The sequence below is a fragment of the Kitasatospora sp. NPDC048540 genome (assembly GCF_040651175.1).
Classification (GTDB): Bacteria; Actinomycetota; Actinomycetes; order Streptomycetales; family Streptomycetaceae; genus Kitasatospora.
The window spans coordinates 39,375-63,358 of sequence record NZ_JBEZIR010000024.1 but is presented as its reverse complement, the minus strand read 5'-3'; the positions used below and the strand labels follow the sequence as shown (position 1 = coordinate 63,358).

The window sequence follows — 23,984 nt, the reverse complement described above, 5'->3', positions numbered from 1 at the left end:
CCGCGGCACGGCCCTTCGGGGCGGGGGCGTGGCCCTCCGGGGGCACGGGCGCAGCCCTCCGGGGGGACGGGCCTGGGCGTCGGCGTGGGCTTGGGCGTCGGCGTGGGCGTGGGCGTGGGGCAGGATGGCTGGGCATGATCCTCGAAAGCGCACTGCTGGACGTCCGGCCCGGCCGGGAGGACGAGTTCCTCGCCGCCTTCGCCCTGGCCCGGCCGCTGATCTCGGTGCAGCCCGGCTTCCGCTCGCTGGAGCTGCGGCGCTGCCTGGATCAGGGGCGCGGCTCCCGGTTCCTGCTCCAGGTCGGCTGGGAGACCCTAGAGGACCACACCGAGGGCTTCCGGCGCTCCGCGGAGTACGCGACGTGGCGGGAGCTGCTGCACCACTTCTACGAGCCGTTCCCCGAGGTCGAGCACTACGGCGAACCGCTGCCGCACGGCTAGGGCCGGCCCGGCGGGACTGCGGCCCGCCGGTTTGGGGGCGGGTCGGGGCCCCTGGTAACGTGGGGCGCTGCACCTGGCCTCGGCATGCCCTCTCAGCAGACCGGGGCCGCCGAAGGTGCGAAACCCCGGCCACGGCCGGGGACCCGGAAACCGTCGTTCCAACCAGACTGAGGCTCCTTCGTGGCGAACATCAAGTCCCAGATCAAGCGCAACAAGACCAACGAGAAGGCGCGCCTGCGCAACAAGGCCGTCAAGTCCTCGCTGAAGACCGCCCTGCGCAAGGCCCGCGAGGCCGCTGCCGCCGGTGAGACCGAGAAGGCCACCGAGCTGGCGCGCGCCGCCTCCCGTGCCCTCGACAAGGCCGTGAGCAAGGGCGTCATCCACAAGAACCAGGCCGCCAACAAGAAGTCGGCGATCACCAAGCGCGTCAACACCGCCGCCTGATTCTCGCTCCTGTGAGCACCACCGGGCCCGGCCCGGACCGGACGGCGTGATCCGCGGCCCTCTACCCGCTCCGCGCCGACCGAACCTCGACGGCCCCTCCGGCCCTCTATCCGGAAGCCCGAGGCGCACGACTCCGTACCGCACGCGGCCTGCGTTCGCCACGCGGGTGCGGTACACCACAGCTGGACAGCAGTAGACCGACAGGCGCTGCGACCGAACCCCATTCCCCGGGTGGTCGCGGCGCCTGTCGGCGTTCCGGGAAAGATCCGGGAGCGATCCGGGAGCGATCCGGGCGGCGCGCCCCGGGAGGGGGGTCACGGCGGGCGACGGTGCCCCTGGTGGTCGGCCGGTCGCACGGTGATGCGGGGTGTACGGGCACCGGTATGGTTCGGTTCGACCGCCCGACCGCAGTACCGGACAGGCCAGCTGGGGGCCCCGATGTCGACTCCACCACCACCCAACGTGCCTTCCTCCCCCTACGGCCAGGCACCGGGGCACCAGCCCGGCGGCCCGCAACTCGGACGCCAGGGCGGTCCGCTGCCCGGTACGACACTGCCGGGTGGCCGGCCGGCGGCACCTGGGTACGGGCCGGGCGGGACAGTGCCGGGGACCTCCGGCCCGGGAGCGACCTCCGGTCCGGGCGGTCCGGTCCCCGGCGGCGGAAACGGTGGCGGCGGTAACGGTGGCGGGCGGCGCGGGGTGCTGTGGGGTGTGGGCGGCGCGGTGCTGGCCTCGGCCGTCTGGGCGGCCGCCGTCCTGCTCGTACCGGGCATCGTCACGGACGGCGCCGGCAACTCCCCCGGCGTGGCCGGGTACCAGGTGGCCGACGACCTCTGCGACACCGTCAAGCTGGCCAAGTTCAGCCAGCTGTACCCCTCGCAGACCGGCACGCCGTACCACTACACCACCCGGCACACGGCGCTCGACGACATGTACTGCAGCCAGTACCGGAAGAGACTCAGCAGCGACAGCGACTACTTCTCGATCTACCTGGACGTGCAGTTCCACAAGAAGGTCGACCCCCGGCTCGAGTTCGAGGCGCAGCGCTCCGGACTCCAGCAGCGCAAGTACGAGATCAGCCCGGTTCCGGGCCTCGGCGACGACGCGTACATCGGTTTCCTGGACGACACCTCCGGCTCGGACAAGACCTGGCACTACCTCACCCAGGTCCTGTACGTGCGGCAGGCCGGGATGACCTACTACGCGAGCTGGTCCGGGTCGTACCAGGAGGGCAAGGCCGCGAGCGTGCCGGACCGTGAGGAGATCCGGCAGGCGCTGCTGATCGACAGCCGGGACGCGCTGAAGGCGCTCGGCGGCAGGCTCTGACCGTGGGGTCGTGAGCCGGTCGCCGGGGCGGCGGTGGGCCGGTCGCCGGGCGCACCGGGACCGGGACCGGGACCAGTAGGGGGACCGGGCTCAGTAGGGGCGTGCGCTCATCCGGGAGGCGCGGGCGACCGCGACCACGGCGCGTTCCAGGGCGTAGGCCGGGTCGTCCGAGCCGCCCTTGACGGCGGCGTCGGCCTGGGCGATCGCGGTCAGCGCCGCCGCGACGCCGTCGCCCGTCCAGCCGCGCATCTGCTGGCGCACCCGGTCGACCTTCCAGGGCGGCATGCCGAGCTCGCGGGCCAGGTCGGCGGGACGCATGTTCCGCCCGACCGTGGCCAGCCGGCCGATGCTGCGGACCCCGGCGGCCAGCGCATAGGTGATACCGGTCGGGGGCTGGCCGACCGCGAGCGCCCAGCGCAGGCGTTCCAGCGCCTCCGCCGCCCGGCCGGTGACCGCCAGGTCGGCCACCTCGAAGCCGGTCGCCTCGGCCCGGCCGCTGTAGTACTTGGCCACCGCCGTCTCGTCGATGGTGCCCTCGACGTCGGCCGTCAGCTGGCTGCAGGCCGCGGCCAACTCCCGCAGGTCACTGCCGAGCGCGTCGAGCAGCGCCTGCCCGGCCTCCGGGGTGGCCGAGCGGCCGAGCTGCCGGAACTCGTTGCGGACGAAGGCCAGCCGCTCGCCCGCCTTGGTCAGCTTGGCGCAGGCCACCTCGCGGGCTCCGGCCTTCCTCGCCGCGTCCATCAGGCCCTTGCCCTTGGCGCCGCCGGCGTGCACCAGCACCATGATCACTTCTTCGACCGGGGAGTCGAGGTACGCCTTGACCTCCTTGACCGAGTCGGCCGCGAGATCCTGCGCGGCCCGGACCACGATCACCTTGCGCTCGGCGAACAGCGAGGGCGTGGTCAGCTCAGCGAGGCTGCCGGGCTGCAGCGCACCGGGGGCGAGATCACGGACGTCGGTGTCCGGGTCGGCGGCGCGAGCGGCTGCCACCACCTCGGCGACCGCACGGTCCAGCAGCAGCTCCTCCTGGCCGACCGCGAGGGTCAGCGGGGCGAGCAGATCGTCGGGTGCACTCTTCCTGGCCATCGCGTACCAGCATCGCACGCGGCGCCGACAGCTCCGCGACACGTCGGCCGGGACTGCGGCGGGCGCGGTGGTGGGCGGTGTGGTGGGTAACACCCGCGGGGACCCTGCCGAGACCTGTGCCGAGACCCCTGCCGGGACCATGTGGAGGCCTCTGCCCGGGGCGGGCGCACCGGGGTTGGACAATGGTGCGATGACCGCGAACCACACCCGCCAGCTGCTCGTCCTGCCCGACCGCGACGCCGCGGAGGAGGCCGCCGACCGGCTGACCGAGCAACTGCCGGGGCTCGCCCGGCCCGAGCTGGTGCGGGACGCGCTGGCCGGGGAGGACGACGCCGAGGACGCCCAGTGGCTGGTGGTGCTGGAGGCGCCCGAGGACGGCGGCTGGACGGCGGAACAGCTCGCCGATCTGGACGACACCGCTGCGGAGTTCGAGGGGTGGCGGGAGGAGGACTGACCGGCCCGGCCGGATGCCGCGTGGGGCGGCCTGCCGGGTAGCCGGGCCGGGCAGCCGGGCCGGTGCCGCGGGGGGCGGTGTGGGCAGCGCCGCGCCCTTGGCCGGTTGCGCTCCGTGACTGGTATCGGCGATCCCTGACTGGCCGTCGGATGAACAGGCAGGATGGCGGGCATGGAGATGAACCGCCGTGAGCTCGCTGACTTCCTGCGCCGATCCAGGGAGCGCCTGCGCCCGCAGGACGTCGGCCTGCCGGAGGGCCCGCGCCGCCGGACCCCGGGGCTGAGGCGCGAGGAGGTGGTCCATCTCGCGGGGATGTCCGCCGACTACTACATCCGGCTCGAACAGGCCCGCGGCCCGCAGCCGTCCGATCAGATGCTCGGCGCGCTGGCCCGCGCCCTGCGGCTGACCGAGGACGAACGTGACCACCTCTTCCTGCTCGCCGGGCACCGTCCGCCGACCGGACGGCTCTGCGGGGAGCACATCGAGCCCGGGCTGCTGTACCTGCTCGACCAGCTGACCGAGACCCCGGCGCAGATCGTCAGCGACCTCGGCGACCTGCTGGCGCAGAACGCCATCGCGACGGCCCTGTTCGGCGGGGTGTGCCCGCTGGACCCGGACAACCGCAACGTGGCATGGCGGTGGTTCACCGACCCCGCCGCCCGTACCGCCTACCCGGCCGCGGAGCACGACCACTGGAGCCGGGTGCACGTCGCCGACCTGCGGGCGGCCGTCGCCCGCCGGGCGGGCGACGCGGCGTCGGCCGCGCTGGTGAAGCGGCTGCGGGCGGCCAGTACGGAGTTCTCCGCACTGTGGGAACTGCACGAGGTCGCCGTCCGGCGGTCCAGCCGGATGCGGGTGGTGCACCCGGTGATCGGCCCGGTGGACCTGGACTGCCAGACCCTGCTGACACCGACCGAGGACCAGCGCCTGCTGATCTTCACCCCGCCGCCCGGTACCTCGGACGCCACCCACCTGCAACTGCTGCGCGTGGTGGGCACCGAACGCTTCGACGCCCCCGGCAGCCCCGGCGGACCGGTCGGACCTGTCGGACCTGTCAGCACTGGTGGTTCCGCTGGCTCCGGCTCCGGGGGCAGCGCACGGCCACGGCGGGGCTGACGGCGTCCGCGCCGAGCGCTCCCCCACCGGGCACACCCGCATCGCCGTCACTGCCGGGGCGGGTGCGGGTGGACGGCCGTCGCCAGGCTGCCGCCGGTACCGACGACCGCGATATCGCCGGACCGGTCGGTCCGCAGCACGGTCGCGCCCTGCGCCCGCAGCCGGTCGACGGTGTACGCGGACGGATGGCCGTACGGGTTGCCGGCCCCGCAGCTGATCAGCGCGAGTCTCGGACGCAGGGCCGCGGCCAGCGCCCAGTCCTGGTTGGCCGAGCCGTGGTGGGCCACCTTGAGCACGTGCACCGGCCCGAGGGGCGGACCGCGCAGCAACAGTTCGGCCTGGGCCGGTGGTTCGAGGTCGCCGAGGAGCGCGACGCGCAGTGCGTCGGCGGCCGGGCCGACCGTCGCAAGGACGGCGATGCTGGCGTTGTTGGCCCCCGGGAAGAGCGGGCCGGGTACACCGTCGGGCCAGAGCACCTCCCAGGACAGCTGCGGGCCCGCGGTTCGACGCTCGCCACGTCGGGCACGCAGCAGTGGTGCCCCCGCTCCGGCGGACCAGCGGGCGACCCGGCCCTGCTCGCCCTGCGGGGTATCGAGGGTGGTGGTCTGCACGGCGCCCACCCGACGGCCGCGCAGCACGCCGGGCAGGCCCTCGACGTGGTCCGCGTGGAAGTGGCTGAGGATCAGGATCGGGATGCGGGTGATGCCGAGCTCGCGCAGGCAGGTGTCGGCCGCCTTGGGGTCCGGGCCGGTGTCGACGACGACTGCGGTGTCCGCGGCGACCGGCAGGACGGTCATGTCCCCCTGTCCGACGTCGCAGAGCACCAGCCGCCAATCCGGCGGCGGCCAGCCGGTGGCGAGCCTGCTGAGAACCGGCGGGCGCAGCAGCGCGATCGGCAACAGCAGCGCGCAGACGACCGCCGGTAGCCAGCGGAGCATGGGGCTTCGATGCCCTGGCTGCGCCGGCCACGGCCGACGTCGGTGCCGGGACCAGAGCCGGAGCCGGAGCCGGGCCCGGCGCCGGGGTTCGGGCCGGCGATCCGAACAGAAGTGGTCCGGACGGAGGTGGTCCAGACGGAGGCGATCCGGACGGAGCTGGCCCGGACGGAGCTGGCCCGGACGGCGGCCGGCGGACCCCGGTAGCAGGGCCGGTGCGGCCCAGACGAGTGCCAGGACCGTCCCCGCCAGCAGAGCGGCGCCGGGCAGGCCCGCGGGCCAGGCCAGTTCGGCGCCCGGTAGGTCCGCGCCGTGGCGGGCGACGAGGAGCAGCCAGCCGGTGGGCACCGCCGCCAGGTCCGCGAGCAGGGCGGCCGCACGGTGGGAGACCGGATCAACGACGAGCGCGGCGAAGCCGAGGAGTGTCGCGGGTGCGACCGCGGCTTCCGCGAGCAGGTTGCAGGGGATGGCGATCAGGCTGACCCGCGGCGCCAGCAGAATGGTGACGGGTGCACAGAGTGCCTGCGCGGCGGCCGTCGCGGCGGCCGCGGCGGCGAGGTGGTGCGGCCAGCGGCGGGCGAGCAGCGCCGCCGTCCACCGCGGCCCGAGGGTGAGCAGGCCGCTCGTGGCGAGGACGGACAGCAGGAAGCCGAACGAGCGGGCCAGCAGCGGATCCCAGAGGAGCAGGACCAGGACGGCCCCGGCCAGCGCGGGCAGCGCCTGGCGCGGGCGGCCGCAGGCGAGCGCGAGCAGGCCCACGAGGCCGGTGGCGGCGGCGCGCAGCACGCTCGGCTCCGGTCGGCAGACCGTGACGAAGGCGAGCGTCAGCGCGGTGCCCAGCAGGGCGGTGGTGCGCAGCGGGATTCCGAGCCGCCGGGCCAGCCCGCCCCGCTCGGTGGTGCCGGACCGCCCGGGGACGCCGAGCAGAACCGCCAGCACGATGGCGAGGTTGCCGCCGCTGACGGCCGTGAGGTGCCCGAGGTCGGTGGCCCGGAAGGCGTCCGCGAGGTCGTCCGGGATGTGTGAGGTGTCGCCGACGACCAGTCCGGGGAGCAGACCGCCGACGTCGGGCGGCAGCTGGGCGCAGGCCGCTCGCAGGCCGTCCCGCAGCTGGGCGGCGACCCGTTGTGGGAGGGCCGGCGGCGCGAGCAGCCGTGGCGGGCCGTGGGCGAGCAGGAGTGCGGCGGTGTCGTACCGGCCGGGGCCGGCGGGCAGCACCCGTACGTCGGCGCTGAGCCGGGTGGACGGGACCAGCCGTTGCCAGGCGGCGGCGTCCTGGACCCGGACCATCAGCGTGACCGGGGTACGGGTGGTGACCGTGCGGGGTTGCCCGGGCCCGTCCTGGCGGACCTGGTCGACGACGGCCGCCACGGTGAGCACGGAGCTGGCCGCCGCCGTACCGCGGGACGGGGAGTTGTGGGAGCGCGGGTCCCCGGCCACGGTCAGCTCCACCGTCACGTCGGGCGGCACCGGGGGAAGGTCGGACGGGCCGGAGGCGTCAGGGACGGAGGACGCGGGCACGGGGACGGCGGGTGGGTCGGCGAGCGCGGGGAGTGGGCCGCGGTGCAGGTCGGCGGTGTGCAGCACGGTGGTCGTGGTGGTCGCGGCGCCGGTGAGCAGGGTGGCGGCGAGCAGCAGACGTACCGGTTGACGCCGACGACGGGACGGAAGGGCCAGCAGGACGAGGGCCAGCGCCGCGCCCAGGGCTGCGGCGAGCAGCAGGAGCGGGTGGCGGCGCGGATCGCTGTCGAGCACGGCCGCTGTGACGGCCCAGGCCGAGACGGCCGGGAGGAGCAGCCGGAGATCGGCGGCGGGAAGGGGCCGGGTGGCGGTGGGCAGGGCGGTGCGGAGGGCGGCAGTGGGAGGGGTGATGGCGGGCAGGGTGATGGCGGGCACCTCGCTGCGGTCCGAGGCGGTTGGTGAGGGGGGTGGACCGATGGCTGACGGCACGCCGTCAGAGGGCGAGCAGGGCTTTGAGCTCCTCGTACTTCCGGGCGCCGATCCCGCTGACCTGGCGGAGCTGGTCGATGGAGCGGAAGGACCCGTGCTCCAGCCGGAACTGGACGATGCGCTGCGCCAGCGTCGGGCCGACCCCGGGCAAGGTGTCGAGTTGCTCGACAGTGGCGCGGTTGAGGCTCAGCGGACCGGCTCGGGCTGCCGGGCCGGTCGCGGCGCTCTGGACGGCCGGGGCGCCGACCAGGATCTGCTCGCCGTCCGTCAGCATCCGGGCCAGGTTGAGGCTCTGGGTGTCGGTGTCCGGCAGCGGACCGCCGGCGGCTGCCAACGCGTCGGCGACCCTGGCACCGGCCGGAAGCCGGCGCAGGCCGGGGTGGGCGACCCGGCCCGCCACGTCGACCACGACGCCGATCCCGGGGCCCGTGGCGGCGGCGGCGGTGGCGGTGGCGGTGGCGGTGGCGGTGGCGGTGGCGGTACCCCCACCAGGGCCCAGGTCCTCGGCGGGCGCCGCCCCGGCGCGGGTGGCGGGCGGCGGTCCGGCTCCCGCGGGCCGCTCCGGTCCCTCGGCGACCGTGCTCGTGGGCACGGTCACCGGCTGCGGGCGGCCCAGCCAGAAGTGCTGGACGGCGTACCCGACGGCGAGCAGCAGGAGGACCGTCAGCCCGATGACCGCCCGCCGGTCGAGCGTGACCCCGGGAGGCAGCGGCGGCAGCAACCGGCGCGGGCCGGGCGGGGACCCCGGGGGCTGGTACGGACGCGGACGCTCCGGCCGGGGATCCGGGACCGCGTCCGCCAACTCCTGGGAACCCGCACCCACGCCCTCGTCGTCGTCCGCAGCGGGTGGTGACGCCTTGCTCCGCCACGGCGCCCCTGGTCTCCCCGGTGCCGGCGCGGACGTCAGGACGGACGGGTGGGGCGGGTGGTACTCCGCGTCCTGTGCTGCGGCGAACAGGTTGGCCATCCGGTGGCGGACGGTCTCGGTGGTCTGGCGGCGACGGGCTGCACCCGGGGTCATGGTCCTCATGCCCAGGACGGTAGACCCGCCGCCGGCACCTCACGGAGAACACCGAATTCCCTGTGGAAAACCCGGGGTTGTGGATAACTCAGGTACCTCGGACGAGTGAGTTTGCGGCCCGGCAGGCCACGGCTCCCGGTGCCGGGGGCTCAGCGCGGCGAGACCACGACCGCCAGCAGTCCCGGCCCGACATGCGCGCCGATCACCGCACCCACCTCCGCCACCTGGAGGTCGCGCAGCCCGGGCACCCGCTCGCGCAGCCGCTCCGCCAACGGTTCGGCCCGGTCCTCGGCCGCGAGATGGTGGACCGCGATGTCCACCTCCCGCTCCCCCGCCTCGGCCACGGCGATCTCCTCCAGCCGGGCGATCGCGCGGGAAGCGGTCCGGACCTTCTCCAGCGGCTCGATCCGCCCGCCGGACAGGTGCAGCAACGGCTTGACGGCCAGCGCGGAACCCACCAGCGCCCGGGCCGCGCCGATCCGACCGCCCCGGCGCAGGTACTCCAGGGTGTCCACGTAGAAGAAGCCCCGGGTCAGCTCGGCCCGCCGCCCGGCCTCCGCGGCGGCCTCGTCGGCGTCCGCGCCCGCCTCGGCGGCCTCGGCGGCAGCCAGGACACAGTGTCCGAGGGCCATGCCCACCAGGCGGCTGTCGACCACCCGGACGGGGATGCCCACCTCGGCGGCGGCCAGCCGGGCGGCCTCGAAGGTGCCGGACAGCTCGGAGGAGATGTGCACCGAGACGATGCCGCTCGCTCCTGCCTCGGCGGCGGCCCGGTAGGCCGCGGCAAAGGTCTCGGGACCGGGCCGCGAGGTGGTGACCCGCTGCTTGCCGCGCAGCGCCTCGGCGACGTCCTTCGGCGAGATCTCGACACCTTCGGCCAGTACCTCGTCACCCACGACCACACTGAGCGGGACGATCTCGATCCCGTGCCGGTCCACCGCGTCCTGCGGCAGGTAGGCGGTGGAATCGGTGACAAGAGCGAGGTGGCCGGGCATGAGCCGGAGGTTACTCCCCGTTGGTCGCGGAGGACAGCGCGGCCGTCCCCCGCGGGCCGGGGCCCGCACCACGCACCACCCGCAGCACCCACCCCACCCGCGCTACCCGGCGGACGAACCGCCGGCGTTCGGCTTGCGCAGGCGGTCGGCCAGCCGGGCCAGCGGCTCGGCGAGACCGAGGACCTCCTCGGCGCTCGGCCGGCGCCCGGCGGCAAGCCCCTTCCGTCCGTCCGCCCCGGCCCCACCGCCATCACCGGCACGAACACGAGCATCGCCATCACCGGCACCCGCACCCGCACCCGCACCCGCACCCGCACCAGCACCCGCGTCACCGGCCCCGCCCCCGGTGTCCCAGTGCCGCAGCGCGCCCGCCTCGTTGGCGCACTCGTCGGTCAGCCGGCTCAGCTCGTCGTCGGCGAAGCGTCGCATCCGGTCCTGGGCCGCCCAGCGCAGCGACTCCGCGGAGTGCGTGATGCGCCCGGCCCGCTCGCGGAGTTCGGCCAGCTTGGCGGTGACCCGGGCGGCGTCCGGTTCGCGTTCCAGCATCCGCATCTCGGCGTCGAGTTCGGCGGCGTGCGCGTCGAGCCGGGTGAGCAGCTGCATGGCTTCGCCGAGCTGGCCGTCCTGCGGCAGGCCGCCCGCGAGCACCTGCCGGGTGCTGTCCAGTGCGGTGCGCAACGACAGCCGGACGGCGGCGAGTTGGCCGTGCGGGCCCGGCTTGGTGAAGGTCTTCGCCTTCAGCGTGACGTTCTCCACGGCACGGCGGGCGTTCGCCTCGTGGCGTTCCAGCTTCACGGCCGCGGCCTTGGCCGCCTTCACCGTCCCGATCACCGCGGCCGCCACCACCGCGGCGCCGAGCAGCAGGACCATCACGACCACGATTCCGAGCGCGTCCATGGCGAGCCCACCTTCCTCCACCGCTGCCACCGGGCCCGGCCGCCCGTGCGGTCCGCCGTGCTCTGCCGAGACCTCCACCGTAGCGGTCCGGCAGCAGGGCGAGGGCGGTGGAAGCCCTCGGCCGCCGCAGAATCAGGGAAGGCTCAGGGCTGCCGGGGGCGGGTCTCGGGGTCGCCACCGAGGACAGCATCCGTCCGCGATCGGTGCCAGACTGGCCGGCATGCTGGAGACCTCGGCCCGACTGCTACGGCTGCTCTCACTCCTCCAGGTCCGCCGGGACTGGCCCGGTGCGGACCTCGCGGACCGCCTCGGTGTGGACGTCCGCACCGTCCGCCGGGACGTCGACAAGCTGCGCAGCCTCGGCTACCCGGTGGACTCCACGCCCGGCGTGGCCGGCGGCTACCGGCTCGGCGCCGGTGCGCAGATGCCGCCGCTGCTGCTGGACGACGAGGAGGCGGTGGCGGTGGCCGTCGGCCTGCGTACGGCGGCGGGCGGCACCGTGTCGGGGATCGAGGAGTCGTCGGTGCGGGCGCTGGCCAAGCTCCAGCAGGTGATGCCGTCGCGGCTGCGGCACCGGGTCGACGCGCTCGCCGCCACCACGGTGGCGCTGGCCTCGAACGGTCCGGCCGTGGACGCCGTCGTCCTGACCGGTATCGCCGCCGCCTGCCGGGCGCACGAACGGCTGCGCCTCGACTACCGCTCGCACGACGGCAGCGAGAGCCGGCGCGATGTCGAACCGCACCGGCTGGTGCACACCGGCACCCGCTGGTACCTGGTCGCCTGGGACACCGGGCGCGCCGACTGGCGCAACTTCCGGGTCGACCGGATCACGCTCCGGCCGCCCGCCGGGCCGAGGTTCGCCCCTCGACGGCCGCCCGACGAGGACGTCCGCTCGTTCGCGTCCTGGGAGATCGCCGTCGGCCAGTACCGCTATCAGGCCCGGGTCACCGTCCGGGCGCCCGCCCACGTCCTGGCGGAGCGGATCCCGCCGACCTCCGGCCTGGTGGAGCCGCTGGACGAGCACAGCTGCACCCTGCGGGCGGGTTCCAACTCCCTCGACGGGCTGGCCGTCCACCTCGCGGTCCTCGGGTTCGGCTTCACCGTGCACGAGCCGCCGGAGCTGGTCGAGCACGTCCGTACGCTGGCCGACCGCCTCGCCGCGGCCGCACCCGCGGCCCCGGCACCGGCCACGCCCCCGCCCCCGCACGCGCCCGCGGAGGAGCCGTGAGTCAGGAGTGAGTCAGCCGCGCACGGACGGACCGGCCGCCGCTCCCCGAGGAGCGGCGGCCGGTCCGGTTCCCACGACGCGTCAGCCGGTGACGATGTTCACCAGCTTCGGCGCCCGCGCGATCACCTTGCGGACCTGGGCGTCGCCGATGGCGGCGACCACCGCGGGCTCGGCCAGCGCCAGGGCCTCCAGCTCGGCGTCGGAGATCGACGGCGCGACCTCCAGGCGGGCCTTGACCTTGCCCTTGATCTGGACCACGCAGGTGACGGTCTCGTCCACCACGTACGCCGGGTCGGCGACCGGGTAGTCGGCGAAGGCCAGCGAGTCCTCGTGGCCCAGCCGGCGCCACAGCTCCTCGGCGATGTGCGGCGCCAGCGGGGCGATCAGCAGGACGATCTGCTCGGCCACCGGGCGGGGCGTGGAGCCTCGCTTGACCAGGAAGTTGTTCAGCTCGATCGCCTTGGCCACGGCCGTGTTGAAGCGCAGGCCGGCCAGGTCCGCGCGGATGCCGTCGATCGCCTTGTGCAGGGCGCGCAGGGTGGCCTCGTCGGGCGTCTCGTCGGTGACCACCAGCTCACCGGTGGACTCCGAGACGATGTTGCGCCACAGCCGCTGCAGGAAGCGGAACGAGCCGACCACCGCGCGGTCGTCCCAGGGGCGGGAGACGTCCAGCGGGCCCATCGACATCTCGTACAGGCGCAGCGTGTCGGCGCCGTACTGGTCGGCGATGGCGTCGGGGGCGATGGCGTTCTTCAGGGACTTGCCCATCTTCCCGGCCTCGCGGGTGACCGGCTCGCCCTGCCAGAACCAGGCGCCGTCGCGCTCCTCGACCTCGGCCGCGGGCACCGGGAAGCCCCGGTCGTCGCGGTACACGTCGGCGGTGATCATGCCCTGGTTGAACAGCTTGTGGAACGGCTCGACCGAGGAGACGTGGCCCAGGTCGTGCAGCACCTTGTGCCAGAAACGGGCGTACAGCAGGTGCAGCACCGCGTGCTCGGCACCGCCGACGTACAGGTCGACGCCGCCGGCCGGCTTGCCCTCCGTCGGGCCCATCCAGTAGGCCTCGTTGGCCGGGTCGACGACCTTCTCGCTGTTCACCGGGTCGACGTAGCGCAGCTCGTACCAGCAGGAACCCGCCCAGTTGGGCATGGTGTTGGTCTCGCGGCGGTAGGTCCTGACGCCGTCGCCCAGGTCCAGCTCGACGTTGACCCAGGCCTCGTTGCGCGACAGCGGGGTCTTGGGCTCCGAGGTGGCGTCGTACGGGTCGTAGGTGTGCGGCGAGTAGTCGTCGACCACGGGGACCTCGACCGGCAGCATCGACTCGGGCAGCGCGTGCATCACGCCGTCCTCGTCGTACACGATCGGGAAGGGCTCGCCCCAGTACCGCTGACGGCTGAACAGCCAGTCGCGCAGGCGGTAGTTGACCGTTCCCTCGCCGATGCCGCGCTCGGCCAGCCAGGCGGTGGCGGCGGCCTTGGCCTCGACCACGCCCAGGCCGTTCAGGGACAGTCCGTCGTGGGCCGAGTTCACGATCACCGAGTCGTAGGTGTCGAAGGCGTCGTCCCAGGTGTGCGGGTCGTCGCCGCGGCCGTCGGTCGGCTGCACGACACAGCGCATCGGCAGCGCGAAGGCGCGGGCGAAGGCGAAGTCGCGGTGGTCGTGGGCGGGCACGGCCATGATGGCGCCGGTGCCGTAGCCCATCAGCACGTAGTCGGCGATGAAGACCGGGACCGGCTCGCCGCTGACCGGGTTGGTCGCGTACGCGCCGGTGAAGACGCCGGTCTTGACCTTGGCGTCGACCTGGCGCTCGACGTCGGACTTGGCGGCGGCCTCCGCGCGGTACGCGGCGACGGCCTCGGCCGGGGTGGCCGCGCCGCCCGTCCAGTCGTCGTGGGTGCCGGCCGGCCAGGCGGCCGGGACGATCGCGTCGACCAGCGCGTGCTCGGGCGCCAGCACCATGTAGGTGGCGCCGAACAGGGTGTCGGGGCGGGTGGTGAAGACGGTGATCGCCTGGTCGCCGGGGACGGCGAAGTCGACCCGGGCGCCCTCGGAGCGGCCGATCCAGTTGCGCTGCTGCAGCTTGATGGCCTCGGGCCAGTCCAGCTGGTCCAGGTCCGAGATCAGGCGGTCGGAGTAGGCGGTGATCCGCATCATCCACTGCCGCAGCTTCGACTTGAAGACCGGGAAGTTGTCGCGCTCGGAACGCCCGTCGGCGGTGACCTCCTCGTTGGCCAGCACGGTGCCCAGGCCGGGGCACCAGTTGACCGGCACCTCCTTGGAGTACGCCAGCCGGTACTCGCTCAGCACGGCCTCGCGCTCGGTGGCGGACAGCGCCTCCCAGGTGCGGCCGTCCGGGGTCGGGCGGGTGCCGTCGGCGAACTGGGCGACCAGCTCGGCGATCGGGCGGGCCTTCTGGGCCTCGGTGTCGTACCAGGAGTCGAAGATCTGCAGGAAGATCCACTGGGTCCAGCGGTAGTACTCCGGGTCGATCGTGGCGATCGAGCGCCGCGAGTCGTGACCCAGGCCCAGCCGGCGCAGCTGGCGGCGCATGTTGGCGATGGCCGCCTCGGTGGTGATCCGGGGGTGCTGGCCGGTCTTGACCGCGTGCTGCTCGGCGGGCAGGCCGAAGGCGTCGTAGCCCAGCGTGTGCAGCACGTTGTGACCGGTCATCCGCTGGTAGCGGGCGTAGACGTCGGTCGCGATGTAGCCCAGCGGGTGGCCGACGTGCAGGCCGGCGCCGGACGGGTACGGGAACATGTCCATGATGAAGCTGTGCGGCTTCGCGGAGACCTCACCGGCCGAGGGGTCGGCCAGCGGGCCGACCGGGTTGGGGGCGTCGAACGTCCCCTCCTTCTCCCACAGGTCCTGCCAGCGGGACTCGATCTCGGCGGCCAGCGCGGCGCCGTAGCGGAAAGGCTCGGTGGCGGCGTCGGCCGCGCCGGAAGCAGGGGTCGTCTCGCTCATGGTCCTTCGGGCTCCATCGTCATCGTTAAGCGAACCGGGCAGCGTCCCCGGGCAGGCCACCGGGCCTCGAGCCGGGCCTGAAAACAAAAATGCCCCTCGCAGGAGGGGTCGCCACGCCGACTCCGGCCCCCGCCCGGGCTCGTCGGCCGGTCCTGGTCAGCGCGGCCGGCTAAGGAGCAGGCGCACGGTTCGCATGGGGTCAGGGTACCGCAAGGCCGGCCGCCCGCCGGGCCGATGTCCGGCCCGTGGAGGCCCGGCCGCCCGCGCCCGCTCCACTCCGGGCGCCCCGCGGCGCCGCTGCTACCCGGCGCGCACCGCCGCGTCGAACTCCCGCAGCGCCCGCGCCACCCGCCCGGACTGCATGCCGGCCGCCAGCAGCCGGGCCTCGTCCGCGATCCGGTCGGCCTCCTCCTGCTCCCCGGTGCGCCGGTAGGAGTCGGCCAGCCGGACCATCAGCAGCGCCCTGGCCCGGGCCCGCTCCGGCGAGAGCGCGTCGACGGCCGAGGTGAGCAGCCGGCGGGCCGGCTCGTGCTCGCCCAGGAACAGGTAGCCCTCCCCCACCATGCCCTCCAGGTCTGCCTGTTCCTGGACGTGGTCCGGTTCGCCGTCGAGGACCTGGAACGCCCGCTCGGCGACCGCCTCCGCGCTGATCTGCTCGCCCTTCTTGCCGTGCGCCCGGGCGATCCGGCCGAGCTGCAGGGCCCGCTCACGGGGGGTCAGCACCTCGTCGGCGGCGCGCAGCGCGGTGGAGAGCATGGCGACCGGGTCCAGTCCGCGCCCGCCGGAGTTGTAGGTGGCCTGCACGGCGAGGCAGCCGACCACGCTGACCCCGAGCCGCGGGTCCCCGGAGACGTGCGCGGCGCGCAGCGCCGCCACGAAGGCCCGCTGGGCGGCGGCGTCGTTGCCCATGTCGTAGCTGGCCCAGCCGACCAGCCGGGCCAGCCGCCCGGCCGCGCCGTACAGCTCCCGGCCGAGGCCCTCGCCGTAGCGGCCGAGCTCCAGCAGCTTGCCGACCATCGCCAGCTCGGCCCGGGCCGGGCCGAGGATCAGGCCGCCGCCGTAGGCGCGCTCCAGGCGCTGCTTGCTGTCGTACGAGAGCCGCAGGTCGGCAAGCTGCTCGGGGGCGATCCGCAGGGCGCCCTCGCCGCCGGTGACCTCGGGCGGCGGGGAGGCCCAGTGCCGGGCCGCCTGCTCCAGCTCGTCGCCGCGGAACAGGTCGGTGAGCCGGACCGGCGCCGCGTCGGCGCCCGCCTCGCGCAGCGCGGTCTGCGCGGTGTCCGCCGTCCACGGGTCGGTCAGCAGCCGGGGCGAGAGCACCTTGGCGCCGCGGCTGCCGCCCATCTGGCCCCAGAGCTGCTCGTAGGTGACGGCGATGCCGACGGTGCGGCTGAGCACCTCGCAGACGGTCTGGTCGTGCGGGGAGCGCGGCACCATACCCCGGTCCCGCCACTTGTACGGTGCGGTGGAGCTGATCGCGAGGCCGGGCGGCAGCATGGCGCTCACCTCGCGGGCGAGCCGCTCGGGGCTCCAGCCCAGCTGGTGGAGTATCCGGGCCAGCTCTTCGTTCCGTTTGCGCGCCAGGTCGGCCATGGCACGACCGTATCCGGCGCACCGCGCGCGCCGGTAGGGCCCCCACCACGCCCTGCCGGAGCCCGGTGGACGCCGAACGGCGGTCTGACGGGCCGGCCGGCTGACGGAACGCCAGAAGGGCCGCCTCCCGCAGGAGACGGCCCTTCCGGAACTGTGGAGCTATGGAGAATCGAACTCCAGACCTCCTGCATGCCATGCAGGCGCTCTACCAACTGAGCTATAGCCCCTCGTTACCGCTGTCCCCGGCGTTTCCCCCGGCGACATCGCCAACAATACACGGTCCCGGGGGTGCCTCCCTAATCGCTTTCCGACCCTCCCGCACCCCTCTGATCAGCACCCCGAGGGCCCGCCCCCGCCGCGGCGAGCGCACGCGACGGTGCCGCCGGGGACGGCGGGGGCACGGGGGGCACCGGGGCGGGACTGAAGGTCCGTCAGGGAACACGCCCGCGGGGCTGCCGTGACCGGTGGTGAAGGCCTGCCGGCCGGGCTGCCGCAAGCGCCTCTCGCACCGCACCGCGGCGGGAGAGCATGGGTGGATGACGACGACGTCGGACCACCTCACCGCCGGTACCCGGCCGCCGCCGCGCCGGGAGCAGCGGCGGGACGAGCTCGCCACCTTCCTCAGGGCCCGCCGGGCGCGGATCCAGCCCGAGGACGTCGGCCTGCCGGCCGGGCAGCGCCGCCGGACCCCGGGGCTGCGCCGGGAGGAGCTGGCGCAGCTCGCGGGGGTGGGGATCACCTGGTACACGCGGCTGGAACAGGGCAGGCCGGTCGACGCCGCCGAACGGGCGCTGGACGCGGTGGCCCGGACGCTGCGGCTGGACCGGGTCGAGCGCGAGCACCTGTTCCGGCTGGCCGGGGTGGAGCCCGCCGGACCGGCCGGACCGCGGCGACCGGCGCCGGACCCGGCGGTGGAGCTCACCCTCGCCCAGCTGGACCCGCTGCCCGCGGCGGTCGGCAACAGCCGCCACGACCTGCTGCTCACCAACCGCTCGTACGACCTGCTGTTCCCCCGCACGGTCGCGCCCGCCACCCCGGACGGCCGCCGCAACAGCATCTGGTGCGCGTTCACCACGCCCGCGTGCTGCACACCGTTCGTGCGGCCGGACGAGGAGCTGTCCCGCATGGTGGCGGCCCTGCGCGCCGCGTACGGGCGGCACGTCGGCGAGCCGGCCTGGGAGGGCTTCCTCGGGGCGCTGGCGGGCGTCAGCGCCCGGTTCCGCACCCTGTGGGAGCGCCGGGACGCCGCGCCGCCGTACGACGGGCCGACGGTCCTGCGGCACCCCGGGATCGGCGAGGTGCGGCTGCGGGCGGCCCGGCTCGGGGCGCCCGCCGGGCCGGAGGGCCGGCTGACCGTCTACACCCCGTGGACGCCCGGCGACCGGGCGCTGCTGGAACGGCTGCACCTGCGCCCGCCGGCGGCACCGGCCCCGCACGCGCACGGACCCGAGCACGGCCTGGCGCCCGACGCGGGGTGAGCACGGGAGCGCCGGCCGGGTACGACGAAGGCCGCCACCCGGATCGGGTGGCGGCCTTCGGCTCCGCTGTGGAGCTATGGAGAATCGAACTCCAGACCTCCTGCATGCCATGCAGGCGCTCTACCAACTGAGCTATAGCCCCGCGACGTGTGCGCCCTTGCGGACCACCGGTGCGGAGTGGAGCTATGGAGAATCGAACTCCAGACCTCCTGCATGCCATGCAGGCGCTCTACCAACTGAGCTATAGCCCCGCGTTCCCGCGATTCCCGCTTCCCTTTCGGTCTGCGTTCCTCGCCTGCGAACGAGGAAGACTCTAGCTGGTCAGAGCCGGAACTGCGAAATCGCCCCTGGTTCACCCTCAGGTCTCGTCGCCGATGACCGGTTGCGGGAGGGTGCCCGCGTTGTGCTCCAGCAGCCGCCAGCCGCGTGCGCCCTGTCCGAGCACCGACCAGCAGCAGTTGGAGAGGCCGCCGAAGCGCTCCCAGTGCACCGGGTCGAGGTCGAGCAGCCGCCCGAGCATGGTGCGGATGGTGCCGCCGTGGCTGACCACCACCAGCGTCCCGTCCTGCGGCAGCTTCTCGACCGCGGCCAGCACCACCGGCACCGCGCGGTCGGCGACCTCGGTGGCCAGCTCGCCGCCCCCGCGGCGGACCGGCTCCCCCTGCGCCCAGGCCTCGAACTGCTCCGGGTAGCGGGCCCGGATCTCGGCGTTGGTCAGCCCCTGCCACTCGCCCGCGTAGGTCTCCCGCAGGCCCTCGTGGTGGTCCACCCCGAGCCCGGTGACCTGGGCCAGCTCGGCGGCGGTGTGCCGGGCGCGCTGGAGGTCGGAGGAGATCAGCAGGTCGGGCTGGAGGCCCGCCAGCAGCCGGGCGGACCGCCGGGCCTGCTCGACGCCCTGCTCGGTCAGCGGGATGTCGGTGCTGCCCTGGAACCGGGACTCCAGGTTCCAGGACGTCTGGCCGTGCCGCCAGAAGACGATGCGCGGCCCCCGCGCGGCGCGGCTCAGCTCTCGTCCTCGGGGCCGGCGGACACGGCGTTGCCCGCGGCGTCGGTGACGGCGTCCTCGGGCCGGTTGCGGGTGGCCACCGCGTCGGCCGGCAGCGGCACCTCGGGGCAGTCCTTCCACAGCCGGTCGAGGGAGTAGAACGAGCGCTCCTCGGAGTGCTGGACGTGCACCACGATGTCCAGGTAGTCCAGCAGGATCCAGCGGCCCTCGCGCTCGCCCTCGCGGCGCACGGGCTTGATGTCGAGCTGCTCGCGCAGCTGGTCCTCGATCTCCTCGGCGATCGAGCGGACCTGGCGGTCGTTGGCCGCCGACGCGATCAGGAACGCATCGGTGATCGACAGCACCTCGCTCACGTCGAAGGCGATGATGTCGTGCGCCAGCTTGTCCGCGGCCGCCTGGGCGGCGACGTTGAGGAGCTGCTGGCTGTGGTCTGTGACGGTCACGGTGTACTTCCCGCTCGATGGCATTAACGCCTTCCAGGATCTCACGAACGGGCCGGGGCCCGGATCGCACGGATCCGGGCCCCGGTCGGGCACCTCGACGGCGGCTGCCGCTACGCCTTGGGCGCCTGGTAGTCCTTGCCGAGGACCACCACCAGGTCCGCGTTCTGCGGGTCGGTGACCTTCTTCACCACGGTCTCCGGCAGGCCGAGCGCACCCGCCAGGGCCTTGGCGTCCGAGGCCTTCGCGTCGTCGGTGTAGCGGATCTCGCTGGCCGCCTGGGCGGCGGCCTTCGCGGTGCTGGGCACCAGCTCCAGGCCGGCGTTGGTCACCTGGACACCGGCGGCGGTGGCGTTCTGGTCGTTGCCCGAGGCGTTCACCACCGACACCCGCGAGGTGCCGCCGGTGCTGGTCACGGCCCCGGCCTTCACCGTCCCGCCGAGGATCTCCTTCACCTGCTGGCCGGCCGTCGCCTCGTCCAGGGTGCCGTCCGGCTTCGTCTTCAGGGTGCTGCCGGACAGGTGTCCGGCCTTGGCCTGCCCGGCCAGCAGCGCCAGCACCCCGCCGAGCTTCTTCTCCGGCAGGGACGGGTCCAGCACCGCGTTCATCCGGTGCACGTCGTCGGTGGACTCCGCCAGGTCGGTGGGCATGGTGCGCAGCACCGCCTCCATCACCTTGCCGAAGCGGGCGAGCTGGGCGTCCCGGCCCTCGGTCGGCGCCTGGTAGGTGGCGTACGCCACCGAGGCCTTCCCGCTCAGCATCACGCCCTTGCCGGCGGGCGCCAGCACCCTGCCGTCCGGCTTGTTGCCGTCGCGCACCTCGACGTCGGTGTCCACCGCCACCCCGCCCAGCTGGGCGACCAGCAGCTCCAGGTACGGGGTGTCCAGCCGCCAGGTGCCGGCCACCGGGGCGCCGAGCACCGTGCTCAGGCCCTCCCGGGTGGCGGAGGCGCCGATGGCGTCCAGTGACTGGCCGACCGTGGTGACACCGGTGTCGCCGGTGCCGGGCAGCTTGAGGGTGTCCGGCAGCATCAGCACCGAACCCTTGTGACCGGCCGCGTCGTTCACCAGCAGCGCGGTGGAGACCTTCCCCTGCAGGTCGCGCAGGTGCACCACGGTGACCTGCCGGTCGCCCGCGACCGCGGCCGCGTCGCTCCCGCCGAACCGGCCGTCCCACCACAGGTAGCCGAAAACGCCGCCGGCCAGCACCGCGAGCACCACCAGCACGCCGACCAGCCGGTTGCGCAGCCGGCGGCGCCGCTCGGCCCGGACCTCGCTGCGCGACTCGGCGAACTTCAGCCAGTCGATGACGTCCTCGGACTCCTCCGCCTGCTCGTCCACGAAGGTGAACTCGCCGGTGGCGTAGTTGTCCTTGCTGTCCTTGCCGTCCTGGGGCGGCCGCGCGTTCCGGCGTCCGCCGACCTGCTCGGACGGCTGCTCGGGCGCGGCCGGGGCGGCGGGCGCCGCCGGGCGCGGCCGCGGCGGCGCCTGCTGCGGTACCTGCTGCGGCACCTGCTGGGCCGGGGGCGCCGCCTGCGCGGCCTGCTGCGGCGGAGCCGCCGCGTACGGGTCCTGCCCGTACGCCTGCGGCTGGACCTGCTGCTGGACCTGCTGGTGGGCCTGCCGCTGCCCGTACTGCGGGTAGCCGCTCTCCTGCCGGTAGGCCTCCGGCTGGTACGGCTGCTGCTGGTACTGGCCCTGGGGGTAGTGGCCCTGCTGGTAGTGGTCCTGGGCGTACCCCTGCGGCTGGGCGGGCTGCTGACCGTACTGCGGGTAACCCTGGTCGGGCTCGGGCCGGTAGGTCTGCGGCTGCTCGTAGTACCCCTGCTGGTACTGGTCCTGGGCGTACCCCTGCCCCTGGTAGGGCTGCTCCTGGTACGCCCGGTCCTGGTAGTGGTCCTGGTACGGCTGCTGCTGGTAGGGCTGCTGCTGGTAGGGCTGCTGCTGGTGCGGGTACCAGGCCTCGTCGTCCTGGCCGCCTCGGTTCGCGGATCCGGTCACGCCGCCCCTCCCGGGTTCATGGCTGGGCCGGCGCGTAGAGCGCCCGCTTGTCGATGTAACGGACGACGCCGTCCGGCACCAGGTACCAGACCGGTTCGCCCTTGGCGACCCGCAGGCGGCAGTCGGTGGAGGAGATGGCCAGCGCGGGCACCTCGACCAGGGAGACCCCGCCGACCGGCAGTCCGGCGTCGGAGAGAGTGTGCCCCGGGCGGGTGCAGCCGATGAAGTGGGCGAGCTCGAAGAGTTCTTCGGAGTCCCGCCAGGAGAGGATCTGCGCGAGGGCGTCGGCGCCGGTGATGAAGAACAGCTCGGCGTCGGGGTGGAGCGCCCGCAGGTCGCGCAGGGTGTCCACGGTGTAGGTCGGTCCGGTGCGGTCGAGGTCGATCCGGCTGACCGAGAACTGCGGGTTCTCCGCGGTGGCGATGACCGTCATCAGGTAGCGGTCCTCGGCGGCGGAGACCGTGCGCTCGGACTTCTGCCACGGCTGCCCGGTCGGCACGAAGATCACCTCGTCGAGGTGGAACGCGCTCGCGACCTCGCTGGCGGCGACCAGGTGGCCGTGGTGGATGGGGTCGAAGGTGCCGCCCATCACGCCGAGTCGCCTCTTCGCCGCGCGCTCCGCGGTCCCGGCCTGCTCTCTCATGGCGCCACACCTTACGCGACCCGGATGACCACCGGGACAGCCCGAGTCCGTACCCGGCCCGCGGGGCCCCGGACCGGGGCCCCGAGCGGCCGCCCGGATCAGCGGTCGCGGTTGAAGCGGGTGGTCACGAAGAGCAGGAGCAGCAGGATGAACAGCGCGGACCCGCCGGTCAGGTACGGGTTGAGGCTGTCGTGGTTGCCCCCCTCGGACTCGGCGGCGAGCTGGGTGAGGGCGGACAGTGCGGCGTGGCTCATGGTCGGCAGGACCTTCTCGGCTCGGTGACGGACCAGGGGTGCGGGCCGGGTCGGCCTGCGGGCTCATCGTACGGGGGCCGTCACCGCAACCGCTCGGCGGCCCACCGCGTCCACCCGGTGGAGCGGGTGTGCTGGCGGACCGTCGGCCCGACGGGCCGTCAGTGCGGACCGGGCGGCCCGCGGGGTTCAGTTGTCGCGGCCGGCCCGGACCAGCAGCCAGGCCAGCAGGCCGACGCCGACGAAGGACGCCACCACGATGATCCGCAGGAACAGGCCCGGGCCGTTCTCGGTCGAGATCGGGCCGGCCAGGTGGGCCAGGGTGGCAGGGGACATCGTCGGGCTCCTCGGGCTTGCTACGGGCTGCTGCCCGGCCGCCCGGTCGGGTCACCGGGGCCGGCCCTGCCAGGGTAGACGGGTTTACGGCGGCCCGGCGCCCGGGCCCCGCACCGGGCTCCGCGCGCCGCACCGGCCGGGCGTAGCGTGTCGGGCCGGGGACGAGTACACGCCCACGGGCGTTGAAGCCAGTTGGAGCCAACAGCAGCGGGGGCCGGGGAGCCGGTGCCGGCATCGACCAGGAGGTACTCAGAGCATGTCCGATCTCACCAAGGAGACCGCGCCGAGCCGGCGCCGCCAGCGCTTCCCGGAGATCTCGACCCGGGCCTGGGAGCACCCGGCGGACCGTTCGGCGCTGGTCGCCCTGCGCCGGCTGAGCGGCTTCGACGACGTCCTGAAGAAGCTCGCCGGCCTGGTCTCCGAGCGCAGCGTCCGGCTGATGTTCCTGGCCACCGCCGTGAAGGCCTCCGAGCGGCAGTTCCCCGAGCTGTACGACATGGTCCGCGACGCCGCGTACGTGCTGGACCTGGAGCAGGTCCCGGACCTGTACGTGACCCAGGACCCGGCGGTCAACGCGATGTGCATCGGGATGGACACCCCGATCATCGTGCTGACCAGCGGTCTGGTCGACCTGCTCGACGAGGAGGAGCTGCGCGCCGTGGTCGGCCACGAGGTCGGGCACGCGATGTCCGGCCACGCCGTCTACCGGACGATGCTGCTGATCCTCACCAACATCGCGGCCCGGATCGCCTGGCTGCCGCTGGGCAACCTGGCGATCACCGCGGTCATCACCGCCCTCAAGGAGTGGTTCCGCAAGGCCGAGCTGTCCTGCGACCGGGCCGGCCTGCTGGCCGGCCAGGACCTCCAGGCCTCGATGCGCGGCCTGATGAAGCTGGCGGGCGGCCACAACCTGGCCGAGATGAACGTGGACGCGTTCCTGGAGCAGGCCGAGGAGTACGACCGGGCGGGCGATCTGCGCGACGGCGTGCTCAAGCTGCTGCAGGTGCTGCCGCAGACCCACCCGTTCGCGGTGGTGCGGGTGGCCAAGCTGAAGAAGTGGGCGGAGAGCGAGGAGTACCGCTCGATCCTGGCCGGCGCCTACCCGCGCCGCGGCGACGACCCGAACACCTCGGTCGGCGCGCAGTGGAAGGCCGCGGCCGACTCCTACTCGCAGTCGGTCAAGGACAGCAAGGACCCGCTGATGGGCCTGCTGCGCGACGTCGCCGGCGGGGTCGGCACGGTCGGCGGCAAGCTGCGCGACACCTTCGCCGGTGCCCGGGGCGCCGCCGGCTCCCCGGCCGGGGACGGGCGCCAGGGGGACGGCGCCGACAGCGCCGGCTGACCACCGCCGCGCCACCGCGGGCCCGGGAGCGGCTGCTCCCGG

At 74.3% G+C, this 23,984-nt stretch carries 21 protein-coding genes and 3 tRNA genes; 8 read left to right on the top strand and 16 right to left on the bottom strand.

The annotated features are described in order from the left end of the window. The first annotated feature begins 134 nt into the window (after positions 1-134). From AB0D08_RS12700 to AB0D08_RS12690, 3 genes are all read left to right on the top strand, one after another. A complete protein-coding gene (locus tag AB0D08_RS12700; RefSeq protein ID WP_033820962.1) occupies positions 135-440 on the top strand; it encodes an antibiotic biosynthesis monooxygenase in 306 nt (101 codons plus the stop codon). Between the two features lie 180 nt (positions 441-620). Further along, positions 621-884: a 30S ribosomal protein S20 gene (gene rpsT, locus AB0D08_RS12695; RefSeq protein WP_033820963.1), complete on the top strand. Its 264-nt coding sequence runs from the start codon at positions 621-623 to the stop codon at positions 882-884. 699 nt (positions 885-1,583) lie between these two features. Further along, a complete protein-coding gene (locus tag AB0D08_RS12690) occupies positions 1,584-2,210 on the top strand; it encodes a hypothetical protein (RefSeq protein ID WP_149038198.1) in 627 nt (208 codons plus the stop codon). 90 nt (positions 2,211-2,300) lie between these two features. On the opposite strand, the gene holA is transcribed toward AB0D08_RS12690, so the two are convergent. Continuing rightward, the gene (holA, locus tag AB0D08_RS12685; protein WP_033820964.1) at positions 2,301-3,296 is read right to left on the bottom strand and encodes a DNA polymerase III subunit delta; all 996 of its coding nucleotides are present in this window, start codon (positions 3,294-3,296) and stop codon (positions 2,301-2,303) included. A 190-nt stretch (positions 3,297-3,486) separates the two neighbouring features. On the opposite strand from holA, the gene AB0D08_RS12680 reads away from it, so the two are divergent. Next, a complete protein-coding gene (locus AB0D08_RS12680) occupies positions 3,487-3,750 on the top strand; it encodes a hypothetical protein (RefSeq protein ID WP_359888287.1) in 264 nt (87 codons plus the stop codon). A gap of 162 nt (positions 3,751-3,912) precedes the next feature. Further along, positions 3,913-4,866 (top strand): helix-turn-helix transcriptional regulator, encoded by a 954-nt coding sequence (locus AB0D08_RS12675; RefSeq protein WP_199520342.1) that lies wholly within the window; start codon positions 3,913-3,915, stop codon positions 4,864-4,866. A 47-nt stretch (positions 4,867-4,913) separates the two neighbouring features. Here the strand turns inward: AB0D08_RS12675 and AB0D08_RS12670 are convergent, their stop codons facing one another. The 4 genes from AB0D08_RS12670 to AB0D08_RS12655 form a co-directional block, all read right to left on the bottom strand. Further along, entirely contained in the window at positions 4,914-7,697 is a 2,784-nt protein-coding gene (locus AB0D08_RS12670; protein ID WP_359888284.1) for a ComEC/Rec2 family competence protein, read from the bottom strand. Positions 7,698-7,755: 58 nt separating this feature from the next. Then, a complete protein-coding gene (locus AB0D08_RS12665) occupies positions 7,756-8,781 on the bottom strand; it encodes a ComEA family DNA-binding protein (protein WP_359888281.1) in 1,026 nt (341 codons plus the stop codon). A 140-nt stretch (positions 8,782-8,921) separates the two neighbouring features. After that, positions 8,922-9,767 (bottom strand): DegV family protein, encoded by an 846-nt coding sequence (locus tag AB0D08_RS12660; RefSeq protein WP_033820966.1) that lies wholly within the window; start codon positions 9,765-9,767, stop codon positions 8,922-8,924. Between the two features lie 102 nt (positions 9,768-9,869). Beyond that, entirely contained in the window at positions 9,870-10,664 is a 795-nt protein-coding gene (locus AB0D08_RS12655; protein WP_359888278.1) for a hypothetical protein, read from the bottom strand. 220 nt (positions 10,665-10,884) lie between these two features. On the opposite strand from AB0D08_RS12655, the gene AB0D08_RS12650 reads away from it, so the two are divergent. Next, the gene (locus AB0D08_RS12650; protein ID WP_033820968.1) at positions 10,885-11,892 is read left to right on the top strand and encodes a YafY family protein; all 1,008 of its coding nucleotides are present in this window, start codon (positions 10,885-10,887) and stop codon (positions 11,890-11,892) included. 81 nt (positions 11,893-11,973) lie between these two features. Here the strand turns inward: AB0D08_RS12650 and leuS are convergent, their stop codons facing one another. The 3 genes from leuS to AB0D08_RS12635 form a co-directional block, all read right to left on the bottom strand. Continuing rightward, positions 11,974-14,856, bottom strand: a complete 2,883-nt coding sequence (leuS, locus tag AB0D08_RS12645) for a leucine--tRNA ligase (RefSeq protein WP_033820969.1) — start codon at positions 14,854-14,856, stop codon at positions 11,974-11,976. A 300-nt stretch (positions 14,857-15,156) separates the two neighbouring features. Continuing rightward, a complete protein-coding gene (locus tag AB0D08_RS12640) occupies positions 15,157-16,446 on the bottom strand; it encodes a hypothetical protein (protein ID WP_051812634.1) in 1,290 nt (429 codons plus the stop codon). A gap of 154 nt (positions 16,447-16,600) precedes the next feature. Then, a tRNA-Ala gene (locus AB0D08_RS12635) sits at positions 16,601-16,673 on the bottom strand. Between the two features lie 309 nt (positions 16,674-16,982). Here AB0D08_RS12635 and AB0D08_RS12630 point away from each other — a divergent pair. Continuing rightward, positions 16,983-17,924, top strand: coding sequence for a helix-turn-helix transcriptional regulator (locus tag AB0D08_RS12630; RefSeq protein WP_359888274.1), 942 nt, complete (start codon positions 16,983-16,985; stop codon positions 17,922-17,924). A 69-nt stretch (positions 17,925-17,993) separates the two neighbouring features. Here the strand turns inward: AB0D08_RS12630 and AB0D08_RS12625 are convergent. The 8 genes from AB0D08_RS12625 to AB0D08_RS12590 form a co-directional block, all read right to left on the bottom strand. Beyond that, positions 17,994-18,066: transfer RNA gene (locus AB0D08_RS12625), tRNA-Ala, on the bottom strand. Between the two features lie 36 nt (positions 18,067-18,102). After that, positions 18,103-18,175: transfer RNA gene (locus AB0D08_RS12620), tRNA-Ala, on the bottom strand. A 107-nt stretch (positions 18,176-18,282) separates the two neighbouring features. Further along, complete coding sequence (locus AB0D08_RS12615; RefSeq protein WP_033820979.1) at positions 18,283-18,930, bottom strand: histidine phosphatase family protein; 648 nt, start codon at positions 18,928-18,930, stop codon at positions 18,283-18,285. Continuing rightward, the gene (rsfS, locus tag AB0D08_RS12610) at positions 18,927-19,373 is read right to left on the bottom strand and encodes a ribosome silencing factor (protein WP_033820980.1); all 447 of its coding nucleotides are present in this window, start codon (positions 19,371-19,373) and stop codon (positions 18,927-18,929) included. Before rsfS ends, AB0D08_RS12615 begins: the two co-directional genes overlap by 4 nt. A gap of 110 nt (positions 19,374-19,483) precedes the next feature. Beyond that, positions 19,484-21,370 (bottom strand): LytR C-terminal domain-containing protein, encoded by a 1,887-nt coding sequence (locus tag AB0D08_RS12605; protein WP_359888271.1) that lies wholly within the window; start codon positions 21,368-21,370, stop codon positions 19,484-19,486. Between the two features lie 16 nt (positions 21,371-21,386). After that, the gene (gene nadD, locus AB0D08_RS12600; RefSeq protein WP_033818956.1) at positions 21,387-22,013 is read right to left on the bottom strand and encodes a nicotinate-nucleotide adenylyltransferase; all 627 of its coding nucleotides are present in this window, start codon (positions 22,011-22,013) and stop codon (positions 21,387-21,389) included. A gap of 98 nt (positions 22,014-22,111) precedes the next feature. Beyond that, entirely contained in the window at positions 22,112-22,267 is a 156-nt protein-coding gene (locus AB0D08_RS12595; protein ID WP_199520276.1) for a hypothetical protein, read from the bottom strand. Positions 22,268-22,453: 186 nt separating this feature from the next. Further along, on the bottom strand, positions 22,454-22,600 hold the full coding sequence (locus AB0D08_RS12590; RefSeq protein ID WP_199520277.1) for a hypothetical protein: 147 nt from the start codon (positions 22,598-22,600) through the stop codon (positions 22,454-22,456). 256 nt (positions 22,601-22,856) lie between these two features. Here AB0D08_RS12590 and AB0D08_RS12585 point away from each other — a divergent pair, with 256 nt between their 5' ends. Continuing rightward, on the top strand, positions 22,857-23,942 hold the full coding sequence (locus AB0D08_RS12585) for a M48 family metallopeptidase (RefSeq protein WP_033818957.1): 1,086 nt from the start codon (positions 22,857-22,859) through the stop codon (positions 23,940-23,942). Positions 23,943-23,984 lie beyond the last annotated feature (42 nt).